General features: G+C 67.0%; 24 protein-coding genes. 16 read left to right on the top strand and 8 right to left on the bottom strand.

Translation table 11 applies throughout. The features are described from left to right. Positions 1 to 148: 148 nt before the first annotated feature. The 3 genes from J2X59_RS09780 to J2X59_RS09770 all read right to left on the bottom strand — a co-directional run bounded on the left by J2X59_RS09780 (position 149) and on the right by J2X59_RS09770 (position 2,939). Complete coding sequence (locus tag J2X59_RS09780; protein WP_326496542.1) at positions 149 to 322, bottom strand: Rv0909 family putative TA system antitoxin; 174 nt, start codon at positions 320 to 322, stop codon at positions 149 to 151. A gap of 85 nt (positions 323 to 407) precedes the next feature. Beyond that, complete coding sequence (locus tag J2X59_RS09775; protein ID WP_326496541.1) at positions 408 to 1,286, bottom strand: L,D-transpeptidase; 879 nt, start codon at positions 1,284 to 1,286, stop codon at positions 408 to 410. A gap of 75 nt (positions 1,287 to 1,361) precedes the next feature. Continuing rightward, complete coding sequence (locus tag J2X59_RS09770) at positions 1,362 to 2,939, bottom strand: hypothetical protein (RefSeq protein WP_326496540.1); 1,578 nt, start codon at positions 2,937 to 2,939, stop codon at positions 1,362 to 1,364. Between the two features lie 372 nt (positions 2,940 to 3,311). On the opposite strand from J2X59_RS09770, the gene J2X59_RS09765 reads away from it, so the two are divergent. Together J2X59_RS09765 and J2X59_RS09760 are read left to right on the top strand one after the other, a co-directional pair. Continuing rightward, entirely contained in the window at positions 3,312 to 4,616 is a 1,305-nt protein-coding gene (locus J2X59_RS09765; protein ID WP_066652061.1) for an adenylosuccinate synthase, read from the top strand. Positions 4,617 to 4,618: 2 nt separating this feature from the next. Beyond that, positions 4,619 to 5,176: an arsenate reductase/protein-tyrosine-phosphatase family protein gene (locus tag J2X59_RS09760; RefSeq protein ID WP_245171941.1), complete on the top strand. Its 558-nt coding sequence runs from the start codon at positions 4,619 to 4,621 to the stop codon at positions 5,174 to 5,176. Between the two features lie 63 nt (positions 5,177 to 5,239). Here the strand turns inward: J2X59_RS09760 and J2X59_RS09755 are convergent, their stop codons facing one another. Continuing rightward, positions 5,240 to 6,238 carry a nuclease-related domain-containing protein gene (locus J2X59_RS09755; protein WP_209684078.1) on the bottom strand — a complete coding sequence of 333 codons (999 nt, stop codon included), beginning with the start codon at positions 6,236 to 6,238 and terminating at the stop codon, positions 5,240 to 5,242. A 138-nt stretch (positions 6,239 to 6,376) separates the two neighbouring features. Here J2X59_RS09755 and J2X59_RS09750 point away from each other — a divergent pair, with 138 nt between their 5' ends. Beyond that, the gene (locus tag J2X59_RS09750; protein WP_326496539.1) at positions 6,377 to 7,306 is read left to right on the top strand and encodes a hypothetical protein; all 930 of its coding nucleotides are present in this window, start codon (positions 6,377 to 6,379) and stop codon (positions 7,304 to 7,306) included. 238 nt (positions 7,307 to 7,544) lie between these two features. Here the strand turns inward: J2X59_RS09750 and J2X59_RS09745 are convergent, their stop codons facing one another. Together J2X59_RS09745 and J2X59_RS09740 are read right to left on the bottom strand one after the other, a co-directional pair. Further along, the gene (locus J2X59_RS09745; protein WP_326496538.1) at positions 7,545 to 8,630 is read right to left on the bottom strand and encodes an acyltransferase family protein; all 1,086 of its coding nucleotides are present in this window, start codon (positions 8,628 to 8,630) and stop codon (positions 7,545 to 7,547) included. A gap of 221 nt (positions 8,631 to 8,851) precedes the next feature. After that, positions 8,852 to 9,571 (bottom strand): CPBP family intramembrane glutamic endopeptidase, encoded by a 720-nt coding sequence (locus J2X59_RS09740; protein WP_326496537.1) that lies wholly within the window; start codon positions 9,569 to 9,571, stop codon positions 8,852 to 8,854. 153 nt (positions 9,572 to 9,724) lie between these two features. Between J2X59_RS09740 and J2X59_RS09735 the strand changes: the two genes are divergently transcribed. From J2X59_RS09735 to J2X59_RS09690, 11 genes are all read left to right on the top strand, one after another. Beyond that, positions 9,725 to 11,173, top strand: coding sequence for a polysaccharide biosynthesis tyrosine autokinase (locus J2X59_RS09735; protein WP_326496536.1), 1,449 nt, complete (start codon positions 9,725 to 9,727; stop codon positions 11,171 to 11,173). Positions 11,174 to 11,186: 13 nt separating this feature from the next. Continuing rightward, complete coding sequence (locus tag J2X59_RS09730) at positions 11,187 to 12,131, top strand: hypothetical protein (protein WP_326496535.1); 945 nt, start codon at positions 11,187 to 11,189, stop codon at positions 12,129 to 12,131. A gap of 13 nt (positions 12,132 to 12,144) precedes the next feature. Then, on the top strand, positions 12,145 to 13,611 hold the full coding sequence (locus J2X59_RS09725; RefSeq protein WP_326496534.1) for a sugar transferase: 1,467 nt from the start codon (positions 12,145 to 12,147) through the stop codon (positions 13,609 to 13,611). Positions 13,612 to 13,751: 140 nt separating this feature from the next. Further along, on the top strand, positions 13,752 to 14,762 hold the full coding sequence (locus tag J2X59_RS09720; protein WP_326496533.1) for a glycosyltransferase: 1,011 nt from the start codon (positions 13,752 to 13,754) through the stop codon (positions 14,760 to 14,762). Between the two features lies 1 nt (position 14,763). Then, on the top strand, positions 14,764 to 15,525 hold the full coding sequence (locus J2X59_RS09715; protein WP_326496532.1) for a WecB/TagA/CpsF family glycosyltransferase: 762 nt from the start codon (positions 14,764 to 14,766) through the stop codon (positions 15,523 to 15,525). Then, positions 15,522 to 16,481, top strand: a complete 960-nt coding sequence (locus J2X59_RS09710; protein WP_326496531.1) for a glycosyltransferase family 4 protein — start codon at positions 15,522 to 15,524, stop codon at positions 16,479 to 16,481. Before J2X59_RS09715 ends, J2X59_RS09710 begins: the two co-directional genes overlap by 4 nt. Positions 16,482 to 16,525: 44 nt before the next feature. Further along, positions 16,526 to 17,773, top strand: a complete 1,248-nt coding sequence (locus J2X59_RS09705; protein WP_326496530.1) for an O-antigen ligase family protein — start codon at positions 16,526 to 16,528, stop codon at positions 17,771 to 17,773. Next, positions 17,760 to 18,938 (top strand): glycosyltransferase, encoded by a 1,179-nt coding sequence (locus J2X59_RS15900; protein WP_442781426.1) that lies wholly within the window; start codon positions 17,760 to 17,762, stop codon positions 18,936 to 18,938. The genes J2X59_RS09705 and J2X59_RS15900 overlap by 14 nt, the downstream gene beginning before the upstream one ends. Beyond that, a complete protein-coding gene (locus J2X59_RS09700; protein WP_326496529.1) occupies positions 18,935 to 20,128 on the top strand; it encodes a lipopolysaccharide biosynthesis protein in 1,194 nt (397 codons plus the stop codon). Before J2X59_RS15900 ends, J2X59_RS09700 begins: the two co-directional genes overlap by 4 nt. A 63-nt stretch (positions 20,129 to 20,191) precedes the next feature. Next, positions 20,192 to 22,012 (top strand): DUF4012 domain-containing protein, encoded by a 1,821-nt coding sequence (locus tag J2X59_RS09695; protein ID WP_326496528.1) that lies wholly within the window; start codon positions 20,192 to 20,194, stop codon positions 22,010 to 22,012. A gap of 440 nt (positions 22,013 to 22,452) precedes the next feature. Next, complete coding sequence (locus J2X59_RS09690; protein ID WP_326496527.1) at positions 22,453 to 23,010, top strand: hypothetical protein; 558 nt, start codon at positions 22,453 to 22,455, stop codon at positions 23,008 to 23,010. Between the two features lie 94 nt (positions 23,011 to 23,104). On the opposite strand, the gene J2X59_RS09685 is transcribed toward J2X59_RS09690, so the two are convergent. Together J2X59_RS09685 and J2X59_RS09680 are read right to left on the bottom strand one after the other, a co-directional pair. Beyond that, positions 23,105 to 23,233 (bottom strand): hypothetical protein, encoded by a 129-nt coding sequence (locus J2X59_RS09685; protein ID WP_285841330.1) that lies wholly within the window; start codon positions 23,231 to 23,233, stop codon positions 23,105 to 23,107. Between the two features lie 52 nt (positions 23,234 to 23,285). Next, the gene (locus J2X59_RS09680; RefSeq protein ID WP_326496526.1) at positions 23,286 to 24,176 is read right to left on the bottom strand and encodes a VanZ family protein; all 891 of its coding nucleotides are present in this window, start codon (positions 24,174 to 24,176) and stop codon (positions 23,286 to 23,288) included. A 271-nt stretch (positions 24,177 to 24,447) separates the two neighbouring features. Here J2X59_RS09680 and J2X59_RS09675 point away from each other — a divergent pair, with 271 nt between their 5' ends. Further along, positions 24,448 to 24,774, top strand: coding sequence for a hypothetical protein (locus tag J2X59_RS09675; protein WP_066652101.1), 327 nt, complete (start codon positions 24,448 to 24,450; stop codon positions 24,772 to 24,774). A 113-nt stretch (positions 24,775 to 24,887) separates the two neighbouring features. Beyond that, positions 24,888 to 25,217 carry a hypothetical protein gene (locus J2X59_RS09670; protein WP_326496525.1) on the top strand — a complete coding sequence of 110 codons (330 nt, stop codon included), beginning with the start codon at positions 24,888 to 24,890 and terminating at the stop codon, positions 25,215 to 25,217. Positions 25,218 to 25,441 lie beyond the last annotated feature (224 nt).

Genomic DNA, 25,441 nt, shown 5'->3' with positions numbered 1-25,441 from the left:
CCGACGTTCCCCGGGGTGACCCGGCCGGGGGCCCCGGGGGCCGCCCGGGGCACGCGGGTGGTGGACCCGGCGTCGCCCCCCCCCCCCCGCGGGGGGGGGGGGGGGGCCCCCCCCCCCCCCGCGCCTCCCGTCCGTTCCGTGGTGCGGTCTACTTGCCGATCTTGTCGTCGGCGGCGTGCTCCGCCTTGTCGATCTGGTCGCCGTGGCCACCGCCGGTGGCCTTGTCGGCCGCGTCCGCGGCCTTGCCGAGACCGGCGTCGGTCGCCTGCTCGCCCTTGTCGGTGTCCGCGAAGTCCCTGGCCTTGTCACCGAGGTCACTCATGTCGTGCTCCCTTGCTCGTCGGATCTGACCCGTCCGACGCTGCGCCGGTCGGCCCGGACGGGCTCTCAGCTGGGGTGACCGGGTCTCAGGCGACGATCTGCACGACCGTGCCGAGCGGGAGTGCGTCGACGGCATCGACCGCGTCGCCGTCGAGTCGGACGCAGCCGTGCGACACCGCACCACGCGCCACGGGTTGGTAGTGCACTCCGATCAGTCCGCCGTCCGTGCCGCCGTAGGGCTCGTCTGCGGCCGCGGAGTGCAGCGTGGTCAGCTGGATCGGGTGCACGGTCTGGTCCTGGGCGGGGTCGAGGTACCGGGCCTGGATGTACCCGATGACGCCGGTCGGGGTCGGGGTGCCCCCGGCGCCGACCCCCGCGGGGAAGTCGTGCAGGGTCGTGCCGTCCGCGTCGACGATCGACACCGTCTGCTTGCCCACCGAGATCACGACGTGGTCGGGGAGCGATCGGCTCCGGTGCAGGAGGTCCCGTCGGATCCAGGCCGCGCTCTGTGCGGCAGCGGCACCGTTCGTCGCGGACGGTAGCGCCTGCCGCGCAGGGGTCAGGACCATGGCCCAGTCGCCGGACACCTGCACGGGGACGACGACGGTCGCCTGGCCCAGGAAGTTCTTCGCGGCGAGCCGCGCGACGGGCTGTGCGTGGTCCTCGCCGTAGAGCGGCGCGTCGGACGAGATCGTGTACGCCTCGTCGGCCACCTCGGGGATCGTGGACTCGTAGTAGGGGATCAGGCCGCCGATGACGGCGTCGTACTTCGCCTCCGGCAGGATCGCGACCTGCGCTGCGGTCGGTGCGGCGTAGGGCGTGCTCGTGGCGGTGGCGCTGGACGTCGCCGACGGCTTCGTCTCCGCCGTGGTGCCGTGCCCGGTGCAGCCGGCGAGGCCGAAGGTCAGGAGCAGTGCGGCGCCGAGCGCCGGGATCGTGAGGCGGACGGTTCGGGTGTGGGTCATGCGGTGTTCCTCCGGTGGGCCGCGGACGGGGTGCGACCGCTGGTCGCGCCCCGTCCGCGGACCGCTGTGTGGTGACTAGCCGGCGACGACCGGGAGGGTCCCGGTGGGTCGCGCCGGCGTCGTGCCGGTGCCCGTGCTGGCACCCGGTGTGGTGCCGGTGCCCGGAGCAGTGCTCGTCCCGACCGCCGGCAGGGTGATCGAGAAGTCGATGGTGTCGACGACGGTCGCATCGCTGTCGACCTCGCCCACCGTGAGCTCCTGCTCCGTCGCCGCCGAGTCGGAGAACGTGCCCGTGGTCGTCCACGTCCCGTCCGCCTGCACGAGGGTCGGCGGAGCGACGACGTCGCCGTCGGCGTCGACGACCGCGATCGCGTCGCCGGGGGTGCCCTTGCCCGAGAAGGTCACCGTCCGGGAAGCGACGGTGGAACCGTCCTTCGGCGTGACCAGGGTCAGGGGCGTCGTGACGGGGGTGGAGGCTGCCGGCAGGGTGATGGTGAAGTCGACCGTGCCCTGACCCTGCGCGCCACCGACCTGGTTCACGGACAGCTTCTGGACGACGGCAGCCGAGTTGCTGAACGTGCCCGTGGTCGTCCAGGTGCCGTCTGCTCCGACGAGGACCTGCGGGGCGACCCGGTCGCCGTCCGCGTCCAGGGTGTTCACCAGGTCGCCGGGGGTACCGGTGCCGGTGAACGTGACGGTGCGCGACCCGACGGTCGAGCCGTCCTTCGGGCTGGTCAGCGAGGACTGGTCGGCCGGCGCCACCGCGGGGAGCGTGATGTCCACCGTCGTGTCGCCAGCGCCGCTGCCCCCACGGACGTCGGTCACGCGGACGGCCTGCTGCCGCGCCGCCGTCGACGGGAAGGTGACCGTGGCGGACCACGTCTGATCGGCCCCGACGACGACGACACCGGTGAGGCGCTGGTCGTTCGTGCCGAGGAGGTTGACGGTGTCGCCCTGCTGACCGGTGCCGGTGAAGGTGACGGTGCGCGAGTCGACGGTCGAGCCGTCCTTCGGGCTGGTCACGGAGAACGTGGCCTGGGTGGCCTCGGCGGCCGCCGTGAAGCTGGCCTGGTCCTGGACCTGGAACCCGCTGTTCTCCTCGAGGACCGTGTAGGTCTTCGCGTCGGTGCCGGCGCTCGCGGGGATCTCGTAGGTGAGCTTCCACGTGCCGTCGCTGCCCACGGCGCTGCGCTGGACGGTGCCGTTCGCCGGGTCCACCTGCACGGTGAGGCCGGGGGTGCCGGTGCCGGTGACCGTCAGGGTGCGGCCCGACACCGTGTGCGAGCTCACCGCGAAGGCGGTCTGCTGCGCGGGGACCTCGACGGTCAGGCTGCCGTCGGCGTTCAGGCCGTTCTGCTGGTCGAGCTCGTACGTGTGCGCTGCCTTGTCCGGCAGCGTGTACGTGATCGTCCAGCTGCCGTCCGCGGCAATCTCGTGCCGTTCGGCCGGGAAGCCCTTCTGCAGGATGACGTTCTCGCCCGGGGTGCCCTTGCCCGTCAGGGTCAGCACACCGTTCGACACCGACTGACCCGTGAGCCGCAGGTCGGCCGGGTCGGCGTTCGCGGGGGTGGCGACCAGCGTGAGGCCGCCGATCAGGATCGCGGCGCACGCGGGGACCGCGAGCGCATTCTTGCTCCAGAGAGCCTTGTTCATCGTTGAACCCATCTCCGTGCGGCATGACGGCACGGATCAGATGACGTCCGTCGTGCGGGCACCACGAACGTCGCCGACCACGGATCTCGTGATCGCAGGACTGGGCAGGGAACCCAGGGAACGCGGCCGGGAAGTCGCGCTCCCGCACCGTACGTCCACCCGAGGATCGTTCGACAGTGGAACGGATCAGATGTCCCCCGGCATCGGCGGATCCGCAGCCTGCGACCGCTCCAGGATTGAGTACCCACAGGTTTCGAGCGTCGACGGGTTCTCCACGGACGGGTGGCGTGCAGATGGACAGTCGATAGACTCGGGTGGACCATCGGCCTATGCCCGCCGGTGCGGTCCTCCGCCAACGTGAGGAGAACCTCCATGCCCGCAGCAGTCATCATCGGTGCCCAGTGGGGTGACGAGGGCAAGGGGAAGGCAACCGACCTCCTCGGGTCCCGCATCGACTACGTCGTCAAGTTCAACGGCGGCAACAACGCCGGCCACACCGTCGTCGTCGGCGGCGAGAAGTACGCGCTGCACCTGCTGCCGTCCGGCATCCTGACGCCCGGCGTGACCCCGATCATCGGCAACGGTGTCGTCGTCGACCTCGAGGTCCTGTTCCAGGAGCTCGACGCGCTCCGTGCCCGCGGGGTGGACGTCTCGAAGCTCCTGGTGTCCGCGAACGCGCACGTCATCACGCACTACCACCGCACCGTCGACAAGGTGACCGAGCGCTTCCTCGGCAAGCGCCAGATCGGCACGACCGGTCGCGGCATCGGCCCGACCTACGCCGACAAGATCAACCGCGTCGGCATCCGCATCCAGGACATCTTCGACGAGAACATCCTGCGGCAGAAGGTCGAGGCGGCCCTCGACCAGAAGAACCACCTGCTGGTCAAGGTCTTCAACCGTCGCGCGATCGACGCGGACGAGGTCGTGGAGTCGCTGCTGTCCTTCGCCGAGCGCCTGCGCCCGATGGTCGCCGACACCGCGCTCGAGATCCACCGCGCGCTCGAGCGGGGCGACACCGTGCTGTTCGAGGCCGGCCAGGCCACCATGCTCGACGTCGACCACGGCACCTACCCGTTCGTGACCTCGTCGTCGGCGACCGCCGGCGGCGCCGCGACCGGTTCGGGCATCGGCCCGGGCAAGCTCGAGCGCATCATCGGCATCGTCAAGGCGTACACGACCCGCGTCGGCGCCGGCCCGTTCCCGACCGAGCTGTTCGACGAGTCGGGGGAGTTCCTCCGCGCCAACGGCTTCGAGTTCGGCACCACGACCGGCCGTCCGCGTCGCTGCGGCTGGTACGACGCCCCGATCGCCCGGTACACGGCGCGCATCAACGGCGTGACCGACTTCGTGCTGACGAAGCTCGACGTGCTGACGGGCCTCGAGACCATCCCGGTCTGCGTGGCGTACGAGGTCGACGGTGAGCGCGTGGACGAGGTCCCCGTGAACCAGTCGGACTTCCACCACGCGAAGCCGATCTACGAGGAGTTCCCCGGCTGGACCGAGGACATCACCGGTGCCCGGTCGTTCGAGGACCTGCCGAAGACCGCGCAGGACTACGTGCTCGCGGTCGAGGCGATGTCCGGAGCGCGGATCTCGGCGATCGGCGTCGGCCCCGGCCGTGACGCGATCGTGGTCCGCCACGACCTGCTCGGGACCGGCGAGGCCGCCGCGTGACGATGCGGATCCTGTTCGTCTGCAGCGGCAACATCTGCCGCTCGCCCCTCGGCGCCCAGGTGCTCGAGGCCCGGCTCGGCCCGGACGCCCCGGCGTTCACGGTCGAGTCGGCCGGCACCATCGCCGACGACGGCGCCCTGATGGACGAGACGGCTGCCGCGCAGTCGTCGCGTCTGGGTGGGGAGCCCTCCACGCACCGTTCGCGCTACCTGACGGAGCAGATCGCGGCGTCGGCCGACCTCGTGCTCACCGCCGAGCGCTCGCACCGCGCAGCCGTCGTGTCGCTCGCACCGCGGGCAGCGAAGCGGGCGTTCACCATCAAGCAGTTCGCCCGGGTGCTCGACGGGCTCGAGCCCGGCGACCTGGCCGGCATCGAGACCGCGCAGGACCTGGTCGACCGGGTCGCTCGACTGCGGGGGACCGTACCGCCGCCAGCCGACCCGGCGGACGACGACGTGGACGACCCCTACCGTCGGTCCGAGGACACCCACGTGCGGGTCGCCGACGAGATCGACGCGGCACTCACGCCCATCGCGGACGCCCTGCGCGCGCTGCGCTGACGCCTCTCCGCTCCGGGAACGACGAAGCCCCCGCCTCGGTGGCGGGGGCTTCGTCGTGTCTGCTCACGCCTCCGGCAGGCGGTACGTCCCGACCGTGATCGTGTGCGCGCCCTGGCCGGCCAGCTGTCGCACGACCGAGTCGGTGCGCGCCCGGTTCGGCACGGCGTGCTTGCGTGCCAGGTCGGTGACGAGTCCGCGGAGCTCGTTGTCGTTCGTCACGACGGCGGTCGTCGCGGAACGACCCGTCGGCGTCGTGCTCGTGCTGCGGTCCTCGGGGTTGACGTACGCCGCGGCGTCGCCGGAGTAGAACACGCACGAGTCGACCCACTGCGGTCCGTTGCCGTCCTCGTCGGCCAGGAACCGCTGCAGCCGGCGGGCCTGCTGCCGGACCTGCCGGGTCGGGGCGTTCCCGCCGGACTGCACCCGGACCTGCCACCAGTGCTCGACGTCGTCCGCGTGGTCGAGGACACGACGGCTGCGCACCTGGATCGCGAACGAGCCGGTCAGGGACGACTCGTCGAGGAGGTTGCGGAACGCGTGGTGCACCGCGCTCGGCTTGCGGCCGTCGAACACGATGCCGTTCCACCGCTTGTTCTCGATGACCAGCACGTGGCCGGACTCGAACACGAGCACGTGGTCGAGCTGGGCGGCGTAGCTGCGGTCGCGGTCCCGCTCGCCCTGGGCCACCGGCACGAACACGACGTTGGTCAGCAGGGCGCCGTTGATCCCGGCGGCCTTGCAGACCTCGAGGATCGTGCGCTGCGAGGCCTCCTCCCAGCGCATGCCGGTGCGGGCGAGGGCGCGACCGGCCTCGGCCTCGGCGAGGGCCTGCTGGCGGGAGGCCTCGGCACCGGCGAGCTGCCGCGCGTGCTCCGCGTCGGCGGCTGCGGTCTGCTCGCGGTGTTCCCGCTCGAGGGTGCCGGTGCGGTGGTCCAGCCGGACCTCGGCGTCGGACAGGGCGGCACGGTTGGAGGACTGGGTCCGCCGCAGGACGATCACCAGGACGACCACGACGATCGCGAGCCCCCCGGCGACCACCCACGGCACGAGGTCGCTGGTCATGGGTTCACCTCACCACGGCTCGACGCGAGTCGGTCGCCGCACCCCGGCGCGTCCCGAGGTCCGGTGGGCGATGTGTCCGACGGCCCACGGGTGGCAGCGGACGCCGGCACGATCCGCCGTGGTCGGTACGGTGCCGTGGTGCACCAGGAAGAGCGCGGCGGCGCGCAGCAGATCACCGTCGGAGTCGCGGTCGGAGCCGGGGCGGCCGTCGCCGGTCTGCTCCCGTGGATCATCACCGGGATGCGGCTCCCACTGCAGAACCTGTGGGCGACGCCGACCACCGACCCGTCGGACATGCCGATCGCCCTGCTGCCGTTCAGCCAGTACGCGGTGACGACCATCGCGTCGTTGCTGCTCGTCGGGGGAGTCGTCGCCGGCATCGCCGTCCGGGTACTGCGTGCTCGCGGGTCCGTCCGGCGCAGCGGATCGCTCGCGGCGCTCGCCGGGCTGGTCGGGGTGCAGGTCGTGGCCGTCGTCGAGACCGCCGTCGTCACGGGCGCGGGCATGCGGATGGACGGGACGCCGGGCACCGGTGCGGACGTCAGCGCCGCGCAGCTGTACGTCGTCGCGCTCACCGTCGGGTCGCTCGTGTGCGTCGGAGCGGCGGCGGTGCTCGCTGCGCTCGTCGCCCGAGCGGCTCCCGGCGGTGCGCTCGTCGCACTGGCCCTCGGCGCGGTGGCGCTCGGGTCGTGGGCGAACACGTTCGTCGTCCCGCCGGTGTCCTCGCCCGGTGACGCGGCGGGTGTCGTCCTCGCGGTGCTGCGGTGGCTGCCGGCCGTGGCCGTCGGTGCGGCGATCGCGTGGACCGGGCTCCGTACGGTCGGTCAGGCCATCGCCGCGCTGATCGCGCTCGGGGTGCTGTGGACGGGGACCGCGGCTATCACGGCGGTGTCGTACGCACTGGGGTCCCGCGTGTACCTGCCGTACCCGCTCGAGATGGTTTCGGCCGGCGCCACGGTCTTCGTGATGGCGATGGGACCGGCGGGAGCGACCCTGGTGCCGCTGCTGGTCGCCGCCGTCATCGGAGTCGTCGGTGCGATGATCGGGCACTGGTGGGAGCGGCGCTGACCGTCTTCTGCCTGAGCCGTCGGCTCAGCACGAGCGGCTCAGCACTGCCGGACACAAGCTTTCGGTCGATATCCGTCTACACAGCCACAGTAGCGACCGCCGGCTATTTGTCCCGGAGAACGGCAGCCCGACCGCATAGTCGAGCACTCGAGGCGCAACTGCGAGCTCAGCGGCCTACAGGTGCTGTCCGTTCAAAACCTATGGAGCGGCATCGGTCATGAGCGATCGCTGCTGTGAGCTAACTTCCCGAGTTGTCCAAAACCTCGTCGCGTCCCCTGATCCTGCCTGCCGTGTTCTGCGGTAGTACGGCTCGGTTGTTCTCGAAGTGCCGCTTCAAGCGGAGGCACGGCTTTTCGACTGCGTGCCAAGAGGCCCAAGCGAGCGCGATCGACGTCAATGCGAGGGCGACGCGCAAACCCACTGAGCGCGGTTCGTCCCCTTGGTATTCAATTTTCAGAAGCACGAAGTGCCAAAGGTAGAGTGCGTAGCTGACTTTACCAAGCCACGTGAGGGGCCGTGCTACGAGGAAGCTGCGGGAAACGTCACTTGCAGCGGGAATAAGAAAAGCGGCGATGACCGCTGCTGCCATGGGATAATAATCCCACATGTATTTCGCATCAATTGCAATTGTGCTGCACGTGATCGCGGCAAGTGCCCCTAACGTGCTCCAGATCACGGCAGGTCCAGATGGTAAACGCACACCGGCCCAGCTCAACGTCGCCATGAAGCATCCGAGAAGCAGTGGGAAAGCGTTGGTATCGAGGGAGTAGCTGGTCCAGTCTGATGAGACAACAGACGGTGCCAAGAGGCGCCAGACCATTGCTGCAAGCGTGATGATTCCCACGACCACAATGAAAGCTCTGGGGTTGCGGCGCAGACCGAGGAAAGCAAGGATGAGGGCGACCGGCCAGATTAGATAGAATTGCTCTTCCACACCGAGCGACCACGTGTGGCCCAACGGGGTTTCTGGTAGTCCTACTGCTCGTGCGTAGTCCATCAGGTACAACCCGGTTAGGAGTGCCCAAAGGGGGTACTCATGAAGCCGTGGGTCGTTCGTCACGAGCATCAACAGGGGAGTGGCTGCTAATACCGTGAGCAGGGCGGGGAAGAGCCTCAAAGCGCGTCGGGCGTAAAAACTACCGAGATTGATGCGCCCGGTAGCGTCCAGCTCCTTGAGAAGCAGCGAGGTGATCAAGAACCCAGACAGAACGAAGAAAATAGTCACACCCACTCCGCCGCCGAGCGTTTTCGTGGTGGTGTGCGCGAGCACGACGAGTAGGACTGCGATACCTCGAACACCGTCGAGCCCCCAGCGATGCGACATGCGACTGATCTTAGGTGAGACCTGGCGGAGCACAACGTGAGGACGTCGCCGGGAGGAGTGAAGAGCGTTCTTCGCTTCGTCGAAAGCTGTCCGAAGATCGCGAACGGCTCGCCGCGGCATGGCGGCAGCTAGAGAAATGGAGGGCGCCGGTGAGGCGTGCTGGCCCTGTGTGGGCGGCGCATCGAGGTCGCGCCCGAGTACGCCACCAGCTGTTTGCCGCGTCAGCGCGGCCAGGTCCCGACGACCGCCACCGCGTTGAACAGCACGTGCGCCACGATCGCGCCGCCGATGCGGTTCGTCATTGCGACCAGGGTGCCCGTGAGCAACCCGAGCACGAAGGTCGTCAGGAACACCTGCACGCCCCCGAGCGAGGTCGTCGCCGACCCCAGGAAGAGGTGCGACAGCGCGAACAGAAACGCCGTCACGAGCACGGCCAGCCAGCGCGTCCGGGGCGTGAGCTCGGCGGCGAGCAGACGCTGGAACAGCCCGCGGAAGAAGAGTTCCTCGAGCACGGGGCTGACCAGCACGATGCCGACCGCCGACACGAGCAGCAGCCCGATGTCCGGGGTCCCGAGCGACGGCGCGGGCTGCAGGCCGCTCGTCCCGGTGAAGGACAGTGCGAGCACGGCGTCGAACACCCGCGTCAGGATCACGACCCCGAGCGCGAACACGAGGTCGCCGAGCTCGATCCGGAAGCGGCCGAACAGGTCACGGCCCGAGCGGCGCAGGACCCAGACGATGCCGAGCACGAGCGGCACCCACACCGCGAGGTTGCCGAGCAGCACCTGGAGCACCGGCCCGGGGACGGCACCGCGCAGCGTCAGGCTGCTCACGATCCGGGCGAGCACGACCGCCACGACGAGGGCGACCAGCAGGGCGACGAGGTCGCGTTGCCGGGCGGTCGAGGGCTCGGCGGCGGCCACTTCCGGCTCGGATGTCATGGGGCGAGCGTAGAGGACGACCGACGCAGATCGGCAAGAACAGCCGAGTGAGGCTCAATGGTGTGGCACTATTTGTATGCCGTCTGCTGGGACAAGCCCACGGAACCTGTGTCGGGACCACAGGAACGGCCAGGATCGGGGAAGGCGGGCCGCGTGGAACTGCGCGACTACATCACAGTGCTGCGGAAGAGTTGGGCACTGATCCTCGTGCTCGCCCTGGTGGGCGTCGCGGCGGCAGCAGGGTTCTCCCTGCTGAAGAAGCCGGTGTACTCCGCCGAGGCGCAGGTGTTCGTGTCGACGGAGACGTCGGGCAGCGCCAGCGACCTGGCGCAGGGCAACACCTTCACGCAGCAGCGCGTGCTGACGTACTCGAACCTGGTGTCGACGCCGATCGTGCTCCTGCCGGTCATCTCGTCGCTCGGGCTCGACATGAACGCGGACGAGCTGTCGAAGATGGTGTCGGCGACGGCGCCGACCAGCACGACGCTCATCTCGATCACGGTCAACGGCACCGATCCGGTGCAGGCCACGAACATCGCGAACGCGACCTCGCAGAGCCTGACCAACGTGGTCGAGGACATCGAGGCCACCGACGAGAACGGCTCGAGCAGCGTCAAGCTGACCCGGGTGAAGCAGGCGCAGGTGCCGAGCTCGCCCGTCAGCCCGAACGTCCCCGTCAACATCGCCCTCGGTCTGCTCGTCGGTCTGGCGCTCGGTGTCGGCATCGCCGTGCTGCGCGAGACGCTCGACAATCGCGTCCGCGTCGAGACCGATGTCGAGAAGATCAGCGACAAGCCCGTCGTCGGCGGCATCGCCTACGACAACAAGGCGTCCGAGCGACCGCTCATCGTGCAGGTCGACCCGCGCAGCCCGCGCGCCGAGTCGTTCCGCACGCTCCGGACGAACCTGCAGTTCCTGGACCTGGGTACCGGCTCACGCACGTTCGTCATGACGTCGTCGATGCAGTCCGAGGGCAAGAGCACCACCGTCGCGAACCTGGCGATCGCGCTGGACAGCGCCGGCTTCAAGGTCATCCTGATCGACGCCGACCTCCGTCGCCCCCGCGTCGGCGAGTACATGGAGGTGGACGGCTCTGCCGGGCTGACCGACGTGCTCATCGGCCGCGCGAGCCTGGAGGACGTCGCCCAGCCCTGGGGCCGCGGCAACATGGTCGTGCTGCCCGCCGGCCAGATCCCGCCCAACCCGTCGGAGCTCCTCGGCTCGAAGGCCATGCAGGACCTGATCGAGGCGCTCGAGCAGCAGTTCGACTACGTGCTCTTCGACGCACCGCCGCTGCTGCCCGTCACCGACGCCGCGATCCTGTCGAAGAAGGCGTCTGGCGCCATCCTGGCGGTGGCATCCGGCAAGACCCACAAGGGCCAGCTCGCCGCCGCGGTCGCGTCGCTCGAGAACGTCGGCGCACCGATCGCCGGCTTCGTCATCACGATGATGCCGGTCAAGGGTCCGGGCGCGTACGGCTACGGCCGCTACGGGTACGGCTACGGGTACGGCCTCGACGAAGAGGAACCGCCCCAGAAGTCCACCAAGTCGTCGGGGAAGACCCGCGGCAAGCTCGGCGTGGTCCGCCGCGCGGACCGCTGACGGCGGTCGGGGGATGAGCCAGCGCCGGGGGATCCGAAGCCTCGGGAGCGAGCTGCCGCGGACGACGCTGATCGGGATCGCCCTCGTGGTCGTCGCGCTCGTCGTCGTCGACGTCGTGCTGGTGGCGCTGGCGCTCGCGCGCACCGCGCCGGAGGCGCGTGGCGACGCCGGTCCGGTGCCGACGTTCGGATCGAGCGCGTCAGCGCCGGCGACGCCGGGGCCGTCCGACACCACGTCTGCAGAACCGACGGCCGACGGGGTGTCGACCCGCCACATGTTGTCTGCGGTCGACGGCCTGGAGGCATGGCGAGCCTCCAGTACGACCTGTGACGTCTCCGAGACGGTGCTGGAGCACACCACCGACGGCGGGCAGGAGTGGTCACCCGTCGCCCTGGGCGACGATGTGCGGACCATCGGGTCGCTGCGCGCGACCGCCGACGGCCTGTCCGTGCTCGTCGGCGTCGGCGACGAGTGCGCGACCGAGGTCCGCACCAGCACCGACGACGGAGCCACCTGGGTGCTCGGGACCGCCGGTGCCGCCGGCGCGGGGGTGACCGACCAGGGGCTCGTGCTCGGGGACGCGGTCGTGCCCTCGCCGTGCGAGGACCCGCTCGACGCCTTCCGCGGTGACAGTACGACGCTGGTCGCGTGCGCCGACGAGCTGCAGTGGCGCACCGGTACCGGTGCGTGGGTGACCGTGCCGATCGACGGCGTCCGTGCGCTCGCGGTGAACGGGACCGAGTACACGCTCGCCCGCATCGGGACTGACTCGTGCGACGGCGTGCAGATCGAGACGATGCCGGCGTCGGGTGTGACGCCTGCGACGACCACCACACCGATCGGATGCAACCCGGTCGCGACGGAGGGTGCGATCGCGCTCGACCGCTCCGGGCAGGACGTCTGGATGTGGACGGGCGACGGCGTCGCGGTGTCGAACGACGGCGGGGCGACGTGGTGACGCGGGGTCAGCGATGACGGCCGAGGCCGTCCGCCAGCCCGTCTCGACGGGGAGCACCCGCGAGTGGAGCCGCACGTACTCGCGTCGCGTGATCGTCACCGACCTCCTCGCACTGATCTGGGTCGTCTTCGGCGTGCAGATCGCCTGGCTCGGGTTCGACTCGAACCTGACGACGAACACGGCGGACCTGCGCCTGAGCTACTTCGGCATCTCCGTGGTCGTCATCGCCGTCTGGATGATCGGGCTGGCGCTCTACGACACCCGTGGTGACCGCGTCATCGGCGTCGGGAGCACCGAGTACCGGCTGGTCGCGGACTCGAGCGTCCGGGTGTTCGGGCTGATCGCGATCGCCGCCTACCTGCTGCGCGTCGACCTGGCCCGCGGCTACGTGCTCATCGCGTTCCCCGTCGGCATCCTCGTGCTGCTGCTCTCGCGCTGGATGTGGCGCCAGTGGCTCGTCGCCGAGCGCAAGCACGGCGGGTACTCCGCGCGGGTCCTGCTCGTCGGTTCGACGGCGAGCGTGCTGCACATCGCACGGGAGCTCGCCCGAACGCCCGAAGCCGGCTACCGCGTGGTCGGCGCGGCCGTGTCCGACGGCACGCGGGGTCTGCTGCCAGGCTCCACCGTCGAGAGCCACGGCGGCATCGACGGGGTCACGGCAGCCCTGGCGGCGACCGGAGCGGACACCGTCGTCATCACGAGCTCAGACGACCTGCCCCCGGAGCGGGTCCGCCAGCTGAGCTGGTCGCTCGAGCCCGGACGGCAGCACCTGGTCGTCGCGCCGAGCCTGACCGACATCGGTGGCCCGCGGATCCACACCCGCCCGGTCCAGGGCCTCCCGCTCATCCACGTCGAGACCCCGACCTACTCGGGCCGGAAGCTCTACACCAAGCGGGCGTTCGACCTGATCGGATCGGCGGCGCTCATCATCGTGCTCTCCCCGGTCCTGCTCGTGCTCGCGGTGCTCGTCAAGGTGACTTCTGCCGGGCCGGTGTTCTTCCTGCAGGAGCGCGTCGGCCTGAACGGTTCGACGTTCCACATGATCAAGTTCCGGTCGATGGTCGTCGACGCGGAGCAGCGCCTGCAGGAGCTCAGTGCGCTCGACCGCGCCGAGGGCAACACGGTCCTGTTCAAGATGAAGAACGATCCGCGTGTGACGCGGGTCGGTGCCTTCATGCGGCGCTACAGCCTCGACGAGGTGCCGCAGTTGTTCAACGTCCTGGTCGGCAGCATGTCGCTCGTGGGCCCGCGGCCGCCGCTCGCTCGTGAGGTCGAGCGCTACGACGTCCATGTCCACCGACGCTTCCTGGTGAAGCCCGGCATGACCGGTCTGTGGCAGGTCAGCGGACGGTCCGACCTGTCATGGGAGGACTCGGTGCGGCTCGACCTGTATTACGTGGAGAACTGGTCGCTCGTTTCTGATCTGGTGATTGTTTGGCGCACCTTCCGCGCTGTTGTTGCGAAGGACGGAGCCTACTAATGCCGCCAGTCCCCAGGAGCGAGCCGGGGCGGCTCCCTTACCGCGTCCATGTGCATCTTGACCATGGTAGATCCGCGACGGCCTGGCATCGTGCTTTCGCGAGGGGTGAAGCATGGGAAGAATCTCCTTATGGCTATTCGATGGCAGAGGGTCTCGTAGATCTCTCCTATTCCTATGACCACAAGGAGTCACGGGCTTGGTCCATCATTCGGCGAGGCGCAGCCCGCTTTCTAGGTTTCGACCTTGCGCACGCTTGGCGTAACAGGCGAGCATTTCGTCAAGCCGATGTGATCTGGACGCACACGGAACGAGAATGGATTGCAATCGGCATTCTCAGTCGTCTGTGCGATCAAACCTCGCCGCCTGTACTAGCGCAAAGCGTGTGGCTTTACGACGGCTGGTTGTACAGGACTCGACTTGGAGCGCTCATAACTCGCTTCGCCAGCGTTGGCCAGCAAATTGAGATGGTGCATAGTTCCATCAATGCCGAGCTGGCGCAGTCGCGCAGGCCTGACAGAATTATTCTCCAGGTACCTTTCGGTACCTCGGTAACGCCTTCGCTTCCTGCGGCGCACGCGGCTCCGATGAATGTGCCGTTCGTGCTTGCGCCGGGCAACGATCGGCACCGCGATTGGGTGCTGCTGGCCGCCGTAGCGCGCGCCCGGCCGGATCTACGGTTCTTCGTGGCTTGTGACCCCCGCAAGATCGCGAGTGTGCGATTGCCGCAGAACGTTGAAGTGCGGAGGGTGTCTCAAGTTGCAGAAATGGCCACCCTTTACGCTAGTGCTTCTTGCGTCCTGGTCCCACTGGCGGCGAATACCCACGCCTCCGGTGCCACGGTCGTGCAGGAAGCGCACGCGTTCGGAACGCCAGTGGTCGTAGCCGACGTGGGAGGGATCTCTGATTACCTCGAGCCGTCAGACCGACTTTTCGGCGAGGGCGACATCGACGAGTGCCTGCGAGAGATCGAAGCGGCCCTGAACAGTCCGGAGCCGGTCCACAAAGAGCCCCGAGAACAAAACGTACGACGCTACGTCGGCGCGCACTTGATCTTGAGTGAGGCTCTTGTTGGGCTACGTCCGCTTGCCGAAGCTGACTTGCGAGCTGCGCTGCTACGCGCAGACGAGATTTTCGATCCGATAGAAGAATAATTTGTACCAATCATGGCGCCTCGGTGAGACCAAAGTCACTGCAATCACCCAACAGCAAGTTCTCGCGGAAATTAGCGAGTTTTTGACATCAGGGCAAGAGCAAGCACGCTTGATCGTCACGCCGAACATCGCGCATGTGAAGCAAGCTGCGCAATTCCCGGTTGTGCGGAAGGCCTACGAGGCGGCTTGGATTGCCACTGCAGATGGCTGGCCGGTGGCATTGGCGGTTCAGCTTCTCAGCGGGTTCAGGACCAGGCAACATCGCGTCACAGGCGTGGACCTCTCGTCGGAGTTACTCAGGAAATCCTACCGAGTCGCTTTGGTTGGAGGAAAAGAGGATGCTTCTGAACGAGTCGCGCAAGCAATTGCGAATGAACGCTGGGGGGCAGACGTAGTTCTTACGGAGGCGGTACCCGCTGCGGAGTTGGAGGCCGACCTTACACGAGCCGACTTGGTCCGTCGCATTGCCGATGCAAAGCCTCAAGTTATTCTCGTCGGGCTCGGCGTCCCGAAGCAGGAAAAAGTTGCACTCGAACTGCTGGAGATTTGTCGCGGGAGCGTCATTTTGTGTGTAGGCGCGGCTATCGAATTTGCGGCGGGGTATCAAATCCGGGCGCCACGAGGTTTCCAACTCGTCGGTCTGGAATGGTTCTACCGTCTCTGCAGAGAACCTCGGCGTCTCTGGCAGCGCTACCTTTCTAGCGCTCCATTTTTCCTAAAGGCCCTTGCTCGGGCGCTTGTTGTCGCGAGGAGGCAATCTTGAGACTGCTGTTCGACGCTCGGTCAGCTCACCTGGCTCGCAATTCCGGCTGGGAACGATACACCCGCGCACTCCTCCCGAGTATCGGTGAGTTGCCTTACGCGAAGACGTACGATGTGCCAGTCCCGAGTGCGGCGCGCAGGGTCTTCACCGATCAAATCGACATGCCGCGTGTCGCGCGGAACTTTGATTATGTTTATACGCCCAGTTTTCCGGCGTCTTCGGCCATCGCTGCGGCAAAGTGCATTACTACTGTTCACGACCTGACTTGGTGGCGATATCCGGAGACTGCGTCATTCATGGGTCGGTGGTATTACAAGCCAATGATGACACGGAAGCTGAGTTCCCATGCGATCGTGACGGTATCCGACGCCGTCGCAGAGGAGCTCCGGAACCTCACGGAATCACCAGTTTATGTTGTTCATAATGCTGTCACGTTGGTTGCTCGAGAGCGGGTCGTCGACAACGGACGCAAACCGTACTTCCTAGCAGTGGGCACAGTCGAGCCTCGGAAAAATCTCCATCGCCTAGCCTCCGCGTTCGCTCGATCGGGAGTTGAACAGCAATTTGATCTCAAGGTCGTGGGACGCGGCGCCTGGGATGGCGCGCCTAAGGGAGTGCACTGGACAGGCGCGATCGACGATGAAGAATTGCGCCTTCTCTACGGTGGCGCGCATGCGCTGTTTGCGAGTTCTCTCTACGAAGGATTTGGCTTACCCGTGGCTGAAGCAATCGCAAGTGGAGTCCCGGTTTTCTGTTCTGACATACCATCGTTCCGCGAAGCAGCGGGGGACTCTCCTGTTGTATTTTTTAACCCTAAGAGTGAAGATGATATGGCTGATGCCTTTGTGGCGGCTGCTGCAAATGGATTCGTCAGCCAGCCCAGAAGTAATCCATTTTCGCTCGAACGAACGGGCGAAGAAGTACGGGATATGATGGAAGTGGTCGGGCACTCATGAGCAGTCAACGCCTGGAACGGGCGGAGCGACCACAGCTCTGGGGCATGACCGACGTCGGCGACGCAACAAGCCGTCTCCATCAGTCGGTGATCGCGATCGGGGTCTTTCTCGTCGCTTTGGACGGCTTGGCTATCGGGGTTGCGGGTACGGGTCTTCGTGCGTACATGCCGTTTGCGGCGTTAACGATCATCGGTGGATTCTTCGTCCGAAGCGCCAGTGGAATGGGCAGTAGGGCACTACCGGTTTTAGCGGTATTCACACTACTGACCGGCTTGAGTATTATATGGTCGGATTTTGTCACCGATACTCTCCAGGTTGCGGCGGGTCAGCTCTTTCTCCTACTGTGGTGCTGGTCTATCGTTCGCCTGTGCCGTTCCGGGGCCATCACCGTAGAGCAAGTTGGCATGTGGCTTCTTTTGGGGTTGATGACCTCGGCAGGTATCGCGGTTCTACAAGTTCTGCTTTCTTTCGCCGGGTTCGACACCGGCGTCTGGGCTTCGGTGGGTGTAGCCTGGCCGCGCCCAAACGGATTGACCCGTGAGCCGGTCTGGGGGGCACTAAATGCGTCTTTGGGCTTGGGTCTGGCTTTTTATCGATTACGGTCGGTGAAACTGGTGGCTGCATGCGCTCTGTTCGGCATCGTCTTGATGTTGACCTTCTCCAGGGCTGCTTTTGTATCAGTGCTCCTCGCGGGTGCCGTTGTCCTTGTTATGAGGAGTCGGCAGCACGCGGATCGGCGGTTGCGACTCGGGGGCTGGGTCCTGGCCGCCTGCACCATTGGAGCTCCAGCGCTTCTTGTCGTGTCGCAGCTGCTTCCATCCTCGCTTTGGGCGCGACTCGATGTGATCGGCGCCCTTGGTGGCGCCAATGCGCAAGTCGATCAGGGATCTCTTCGATCGCGGCTTGGCGTGCAGCAGCTCATTCTCGATAAGTGGACCGAGGCGCCCGTTTTGGGCCGGGGTGCGGGTGCGATCGCAGATGCGTCTGAGGATCCCTTGAACCGCTTGGTTTACGCTGGGGGAGGAGAACTCAATAGCGGGCACGGTTCGACAAACTTTCTTCTGTCGAACCTGTACGACCTCGGGTTCATAGGAGCACTTCTGGGCGTTGGTGTTTACATCGCTTTAGCTTTGGTCGCCCTACGCAGTTCGAGGCAAACGCTTGTGCCTTCCTTTCTCATCATAGTCATACTGATGCAATTCCTTTTCAGTAACGGATTCAGGTTGGGGATTGCTTGGGTCGTATTCGCTTTCGTCATAGCTCTGAGGGAGAAGCATCGTGGGCGCGCTTGAGTCGGCCGAGCAGACGCCGTCCCGAGGTCGCGTGCTGGTCTTCCATACGGTGGCGCCACCTCCTTTCATTGGTGGTGCGGAGCGCTCCGTTCTCGCTGACATTGACAAATTGGTCGCCGCTGGATTCGACGTGCGCCTTGCGGGATTAGTTCCGAAAGATTCGCAAGAGGAGACTTTTGCGCCGAGTTACCGTTTCGAGATCGCGCGGCGCCATATACCGAACATCTATTGGCCTTGGGCTGAGAAGCGCCCTCGGGATTTCTTGCGGAGGGCGCTATGGCAGCTCCTAGATCTCTGGAATCCGCGCGCTCAACTTTTGGTGAATCGGCTTGTTCGTGAGTTTCAGCCCGATATAGTATTGACCCAGAATCTGCGAGGCTGGAGTTTCGCTCCTTGGATGGCGAAGCGTGGTTCTGCACGTCTTGTTCACTTCGTGCGCGATTACGGATTGAGTTGTGTGAAGAGCACGGAGTTCCGAGATGGTCAACTCTGTGGGCGCCTCTGCGGGAGCTGCCACTTGCGCTCGGCTGTCGCAAAAACCGTTCCTCAACCCGATGCGGTCGGCGGCGTTTCTCGGGCCGTGCTCAATGCTCAGCGCGAGCGCGGTCTTTTACGGAGCCAGCCTCGCTTCGTTTCGCACCCAGTTGCGTCACTGGTCTCGCCTGACCCTCAAAGGGAGCGCGACGTCGAGTTGGGTTTCCTCGGTCGAGTGGGAGTCGAGAAAGGCGTGGACCTTCTCATCAGAGCAGCCGGCCAAACCCGCCTTAAGGTAAGTATTGCAGGGCCCGTGACTTCCGAGGAGAAGGGGGAGCTAGCTGCTCTGGATACTGAGGTGAACTTCCTTGGCGTTGTTGACGCTTCAAATTTTCTGAGGAGAACGCAGGTGCTGGTGGTGCCATCGCTATGGCGTGAACCATTCGGGAGGGTCGTCTTGGAGGCAGCGCAGTCAGGGGCGAAGGTGCTGATCGCAGACCATCCAGGGCTAGTTGAAGCAGCGAAAGTTTCAGGGGGGCTTTGGGCCTCCTTCCGAGCTGGCGACGAAGCCGACCTTGCTGCCAGGCTTCGCGATATAGAGTCCGGTCTGCTCTCCTGGAAACGGAGTGCTGCACCAGCCGCGAACTCTTCTATGGTAGATGCCCTCATTCGTTCCAGACGATCCGAATGAAGCGACAACTCTTCTGGCTAACCAGTAGCCGTCTGCTGGGCACAGTCCTGCAAGGCGCAACCCTCCTGATTTTCCTAAGGGTCGCATCAGTGGCGCAGATCGGCGTAGTCGGCATCGTCACGAGCATCTCTGTCTTCGCGGCTTCGCTTTTCTCTTTGGGTGTGGGTCGGTTCATCGCGACGTCTCAGGCGCGGGGTGACCGGCCGGCGGTCAGCGCAGGTCTGGCCTTGAACCAGCTCAGCACTGTCGCGCTGGTTGTCGTCGGGCTCATTGGCCTGCTTCTCAGCCGGCTGACCGTCGATCTGTTGATACCCATGTGCCTCCTGTGGGTCGCGCTTGCCATCGAGAAGAACCTCGAGGTCTCGCTCGAGCAGGCTTTTGCGCGTCAGGAGAATGTTCTCCCTACCGTGGTCACTATGGTCCGCAGAACTCTCACGCTGCTTCTGGTGCTGGTCGGTTTGTGGTTGTTCGAGCGCGAAGCGCTTTGGGTCTATGTGCTTGCCCTTCTCGTGGGCAACTCGATCGGAAGCGCGCTGGTACACGGGAGTCTTGCGCGGCAGATGGGTCGATTGGACAGGCGCTTAGCATCGTTGAAACGCGCCTTGCTCAACAGTCGTCACTTTTATGTCGCGGACTTGTCTAATCAGGCGGCGTCGCTTGATTCATTTTTCGTCGGTTTGTTCGGCGGTACTGCTCAGGCTGCCTACTACTCCTCGGCCACTCGGCTTGTCAACCCGCTTCGTCTGCTGCCGGTCACAATCGGCACCGTGCTGCTCCCATTCGCGGCTCGCTCGAGTCTGCGCCAAGTGCGCAAGGCGGTTCGTCAGGTCGCCGCAGTAATGATTGCTCTTGAGCTGGCGGTCCTGCTATCCATGCCTCTCCTGCCGGAGCTGGTACCACTCGTGCTGGGGGAACATCTCAGGGAGAGCACGTGGATCTTCGGTCTTGCTCTGGCGGGGCTACCGGTGTGGGGACTTGCTCAGGCGCTGACGTCGATGCTCCAAGGCATCGCGGATGTGAGATTTGTCGCGATTACGTCGCTCGCAACCGGCGTTGCGAGCGTCCTGGGTTTCTGCGTCGGTGGGGCGTTAGCAGGCGCTTTCGGCGTCGCGGTGACCGTACTAGCAGTCTCCGTCAGCCGACTCGCGACTCTTGCGATCCGCTTCATCCGTCTTTCGCGGAACGAGTGATGACCCGCAGGACGCGCTGTTAGCTGTCAAGGGCTGGCGCACATAAGGATCTATCATGTGACCATGTCCGACCAGCCCGAGTCGCGACGCGCTGCAGTGAGCCGGGGGTCCAGGGCCCGCGTCGTGCTGTGGACCGTCCTGGCCGTCGTCCTCCTGCTGATCCTCGCCGTCGCCTGGGTGGGGGTGCGGGGTGTGCTCGCCAAGGGGCATCTCGAACGCGCGGTGTCCGACGTCAGCACGCTGCGGTCGCAGTTGACGGACGCCGACACGAGCGCCGCGCAGCAGACCGCGAAGCACCTGGAGGGCGAGGCGTCCGCGGCGCGGTCGCTCACCGGTGACCCGGTGTGGGGCGCGGCCCAGTACGTCCCGTTCTTCGGGACGAACCTGCGTGCTGTGCGCGAGGTCGCCGTGGTCGTCGACGATGTGGCCGACGGTGCGGTGAGTCCCGTCGCCGGCGTCGTCGGTGGACTCGGCGTCGACTCGTTCGCGCCGAAGGACGGCAAGGTCGATCTGGACCCGCTCGTGAAGGCGCAGCCGGCGGTCGCGCAGGCGGCCGAGACGCTGGCCAAGGCTGACCGCGATGCGCAGGCGATCGACACGAGCGGCACGCTCTCGCCGGTGACGTCTGCGGTCAACCAGCTGCGGAACGCCGTGCAGTCCGCGTCGACGCAGGTCGACACGGCCAACCGTGTCGTGCAGCTCGCGCCGGCCATGCTCGCCCGCGATGGTGAACGCAACTACGTGCTCCTGTTCCAGAACAACGCCGAGCTCCGTGCCGGGGGCGGCATCCCGGGGGCCGTCGCGCTGCTCAAGGTGCAGGACGGGTCGATCAAGCTCGAGAACCAGGCGGCGGGTGCGTCCTTCGGCCCCTATGAGCAGCCGGTCCTCCCACTCGAGGCGGACACGACCAGTCTGTACGGCGACATCACCGGCAGGTACATGCAGGACGTCAACCTCACGCCGCGCTTCGATGTGTCGGCGCAGCTCGCGCGCGAGATGTGGAAGCAGAAGTTCGGGCAGGAGGTCGACGGGGTCCTCGCGATGGACCCGGTGACGCTGAGCTACATGCTGCGCGCGACCGGGCCGGTGCAACTGGCGACCGGTGAGACCCTCACATCGGAGAACGCTGTCCAACTGCTGCTGAGCGACGTCTACGCCAAGTACCCGAATCCCGCGGTCCAGGACGTCTTCTTCGCCTCCGCCGCAAGCGCGGTCTTCGACAAGGTGTCGAGCGGGGGCTTCGACGCGAAGCGGTTCATCGGAGCGCTGACCCAGGGGACCGACGAAGGGCGCCTCCGTCTGTGGAGCGCGTCGAAGGACGAGCAGCAGCGGCTCGACGGCACAGCGCTGGCCGGCGAGCTCCCCACAGCGACACGAGAGACCCGGCAGTTCGGTGTCTACCTGAACGACGGCACGGCCGCCAAGATGGACTACTACCTCGACAAGACCGTGTCGGTCGGATCGTCCGTCTGCCGGCAGGACGGTCGTCCGACGTCCGTGGTCGAGGTGACCCTGAAGAACACCGCTCCCGCGGATGCCGCGACCAGTCTCCCGCGCTACGTGACCGGCGGAGGCGACTTCGGCACCGAACCGGGCAAGATCAAGACGCTCGTTGCGGTCTACGCCCCGGAGAACGCCATCTACCTCGGCTCGACGCAGGACGGCAAGCAGGTCGGCGTGCAGACCGCGACCGACGGCGGGCACCCGGTCACGCAGCTGCAGACGCTGCTCGCACCGGGGGAGAGCACGACCTTCCGCGTCGCGTACCTCGGCGACGCCAAGTTCGCGAACGCCGGCGTCGAGGCGATCTCGACGCCCGGCGTCAAGCAGGGCAAGGTTGAGCCCCTGCGGTTCGAGTGCAAGGACCCGGTCCCCGCCGGCTGAGCGCGAACCATACGTACGCGCCCCTTCAGCGGAGCGGAGGTGACGGCGTGTCGAGCCGCGCAGCGCGGCCAGAGCTGTCCCCAGAGTGGGGGGTCCGGAACTTTCCTGAGCGCGCGGCTCAGGCCGTCCCAGGTGGGACTGCGAGTGGCCTGGCGCTGTGGTCGGTAATGCCTGCAACGGGCTCTCAACGGGGGTTTTCGCCGCTGAAGGATGCCTCCCGATGGGGCGTCGAGCGATGCAGAGGTGTCCCTGATGCGCACCGGTCCCGGTTCGATCTCGAAAAAGTTTCGGATCCGGTGGCAACAACCTGAGGATTCCCGCTAGATTGAGGGAACTTCGCCATAGCGACCGCTTGCTCCTTCACGGCTTGCGTTTGGGGGGAGTGCCACGGGCTCTGGGTGTCAGGGTCTGCAGGATCAGATTCTTAGGGGAAACACTTCATGAAGAAGCTCATCGCAGCTGCCGTCCTCGCGGGCGCAGCGTTCATCGCCATCCCGACCGCGGCGAACGCTGCCGGCTACGCGCCGGACTCGAGCGTCTCCGTCTCGGGCAACTACGTCGCGGGCGGCACCGCCTACGTCAGCTTCACCGACGGTGCGTTCCAGAACGGCGAGACCGTCAACGTCCAGGTGACCGGCGCCGGCGCCGTGACCCTCGGTGCGCTGCCGACCACGACGGTCTCGAAGGCCTACACGGCTTCGCCGACCGGCGCGCTCGTCGTCAAGGTCACCTTCCCGGCCGGTGCTTCGGGTACCTACAACCTGACCGCCACGGGCGCCACCTCGGGCGTCGTCGGCCTCGCCTCGTTCACCGTCGCCCCCGGCGACACCGCCGTCACGGTCGGCTCGAACGGCAACTCCGGCACCCCCGGCCAGCTCGCCTTCACCGGTGGCACCATCTCGACGCTGGGCCTCTGGGCTGCCGGCGGCGCCATCGTCCTCGGTGGTGGCCTCCTGGTCGCTCGCAAGTCGGTCCGTCGTCAGAACGACGCCGCCTGAGCGCAGCTGAACTGAACGAAGCCCCCGGCACCTCGGTGCCGGGGGCTTCGTGCTGTCGTCGGTGGAGGGACGAGGACGGGTCAGGTCGGACGGATCAGGTGACGACGAGGGCGATCGCCACGACGGCGATCACGGCGAGCGGCGCGACGATCCACAGCCACCAGGGGAAGGTCGACGGCCGGCGGTAGGGGCGATGGTGCTTCCGATCGGGGTTCGGGTCCATGCGCTGACCGTAGGCCGCGTTCGGGCCGAGTGGCTCGTCCGTCGTCAGATCGTCACACTGCGGCCCGCGACTGTCCGCGAGCCGCGCTCACGCGGGCCCGCCCCAGCACCACGATCCCCAGCAGGACCCCGAGCACCGCTCCGGAGGTGTTCGACAGCACGTCGTCCACCGACGCGAACCGCGCTGGCAGGAACAGTGCCTGCACCGTCTCGATCGCGCAGCTCGCCAGGAACCCGCCGAGCATGCCGACCCACCACGCGCGTGCCCCGAAGAGCAGCAGCACGAAGAACCCGAACGGCACGAAGAAGAGCACGTTCGCGGTGAACTCGACCGATCCGTAGTCGAGCCACTGCGGAGCGCCGAGCCGGTGCCCCGCCGCGATCGCGCGCGTCAGCCACGGGTGGATCCCGCGGTCGACGGGGGAGCCCGCCGTCGCCACGAGCACCACCAGGAGCGCGTAGGCGGCCGCGAGCGTCCACGCCACCCGCCTCGTGCGTCCCGACGCGTGCGCGGCGCGGTGCCGTGCGTGCCAGGCTGCGTCGAGCAGCGCCCCGATCGCGACCCCGACGAGGCCCGCGAGCACGACGGACCGGAACCGCTCGCCCGGGGTGGAGGACTGTGCCGCCACGGCGACGGCGGCCGCCAGCACGACGACGGCGCTCACCAGGGCGCGTCCCGCCACCCCGGCCGGCCGGGAGGCCCGGCTCGCCCCCGCCAGCAGCACCGGCAGCAGGGCGGTCACCAGGGTCACCGCGATCGCGGCCACGAAGCCGTCACCGAGCGTCAGGGTGCCGTGCCCGAGCGCGCGCAGCGCGACCACGAGGTGGAGCAACGCGGACCGGAGCCGGTCCGCGAGGCCGGGCACCAGCAGGACCGCGCCCACGAGCACGACCGCAGCCACCATCCCGCTCCGCACGATCGTGGTCCTCGTCCTGGTGCTCATCGGGAACGACGCTAGCGGGCCGCGCCTCCCGTCCGGGATGGACGCGAGGGGACCTCGCGAACCCCCAGGAACCGGTTCATCCACGGAACGAGTACCCCGATCGCGCACCTGTACCCCGTTCCCGCGTCCCCCGACCCCGGAAATCCGGGGCTGTACCCCGATCCGTATGCACGAAACCCGTGAATGGACGGGCATCGCTGGCGTCGCCGGGGGACGTTCTCGTACGGTTGCACCATCACCTGATGTACCCCGGATCGCGAAGGAGAGCGACATGAGCACCACCGTCACCACCGACACCCGCGAGGTCACCCTCGACACCGACACGGTCGACGTCATCGCGATCCTCGAGGCCGAGGCGGAGCACTCCGGCCGCGCAGCACGTGCCAAGACCACGTGGACGCAGGAGGACGACGGCGAGTGGATCGCCAACTACGGCGGCTACTTCGGCGGCAGCGTCGACAAGCGCGACGGCCGCTACGTGGCCTCGGACACCTTCGGACTCGTCGTCGGCGACTTCGCCACGCTCGAAGAAGCTCAGACGAAGCTCTCGGACCAGCTCCACGTGATGCTGCCGGCCGTGATCCGTCCGGTCGCGTAGTGCCCGACGACCATCCGGCCCTCGCGGCCAGCACCACCAGCCAGACCCGTACCACCAGCACGGCCCGAACCATCAGCACCGTCCAGCACCACAGCAGCACGAGGAGCACCACCATGAGCACCAGCGTCGCCAACAGCCAGCAGGCCGAGGTGACCGTGGACACGGCGACCATCGAGGTCATCACCGGCATCGCTGCCGGCGTCGTGTCCCCCGATGCACCGGCCCGGGCGCACGTCGTCTGGTCCGAGGCCGACGCGGGGCTGTGGGCGGCGAACTACGGCGGCTACTACGGCGGCGTGATCGACCAGCAGGGCGGACACTTCTTCGTGTCCGACACCTTCGGTCAGTACGTCGGCGACTTCCGCTCGCTGCACGAGGCGCAGGACCGCCTCGCCGAGCGGCTCCACCAGCTGCTGCCGGACGTGCGCCGCACGCTCGACTGAGCAACGATCCGACCGGGAGGCCCGGGTCACCTCCGCCACTCGGCGGACGTGACCCGGGCCTCCCGTCGTCGTGCGCCCATCGCGACCGTCGTCGCGGGGCGGCCAGCATGCACCCCCAGTTCGAGGAGGGTCCCCCACACTGGGGACCGGCGTTGACCCCTGGTGCACTCAGTGTCCTGCCAGGATCGGGACGACGCCAGCGACCGTCCCTCTGCACGGACCGT

It is taken from the genome of Curtobacterium sp. 260, assembly GCF_030803485.1.
Lineage (GTDB): Bacteria > Actinomycetota > Actinomycetes > Actinomycetales > Microbacteriaceae > Curtobacterium.
The sequence above is the reverse complement of the archived record's forward strand: the minus strand, read 5'-3'. Positions and strand labels throughout refer to the sequence as shown.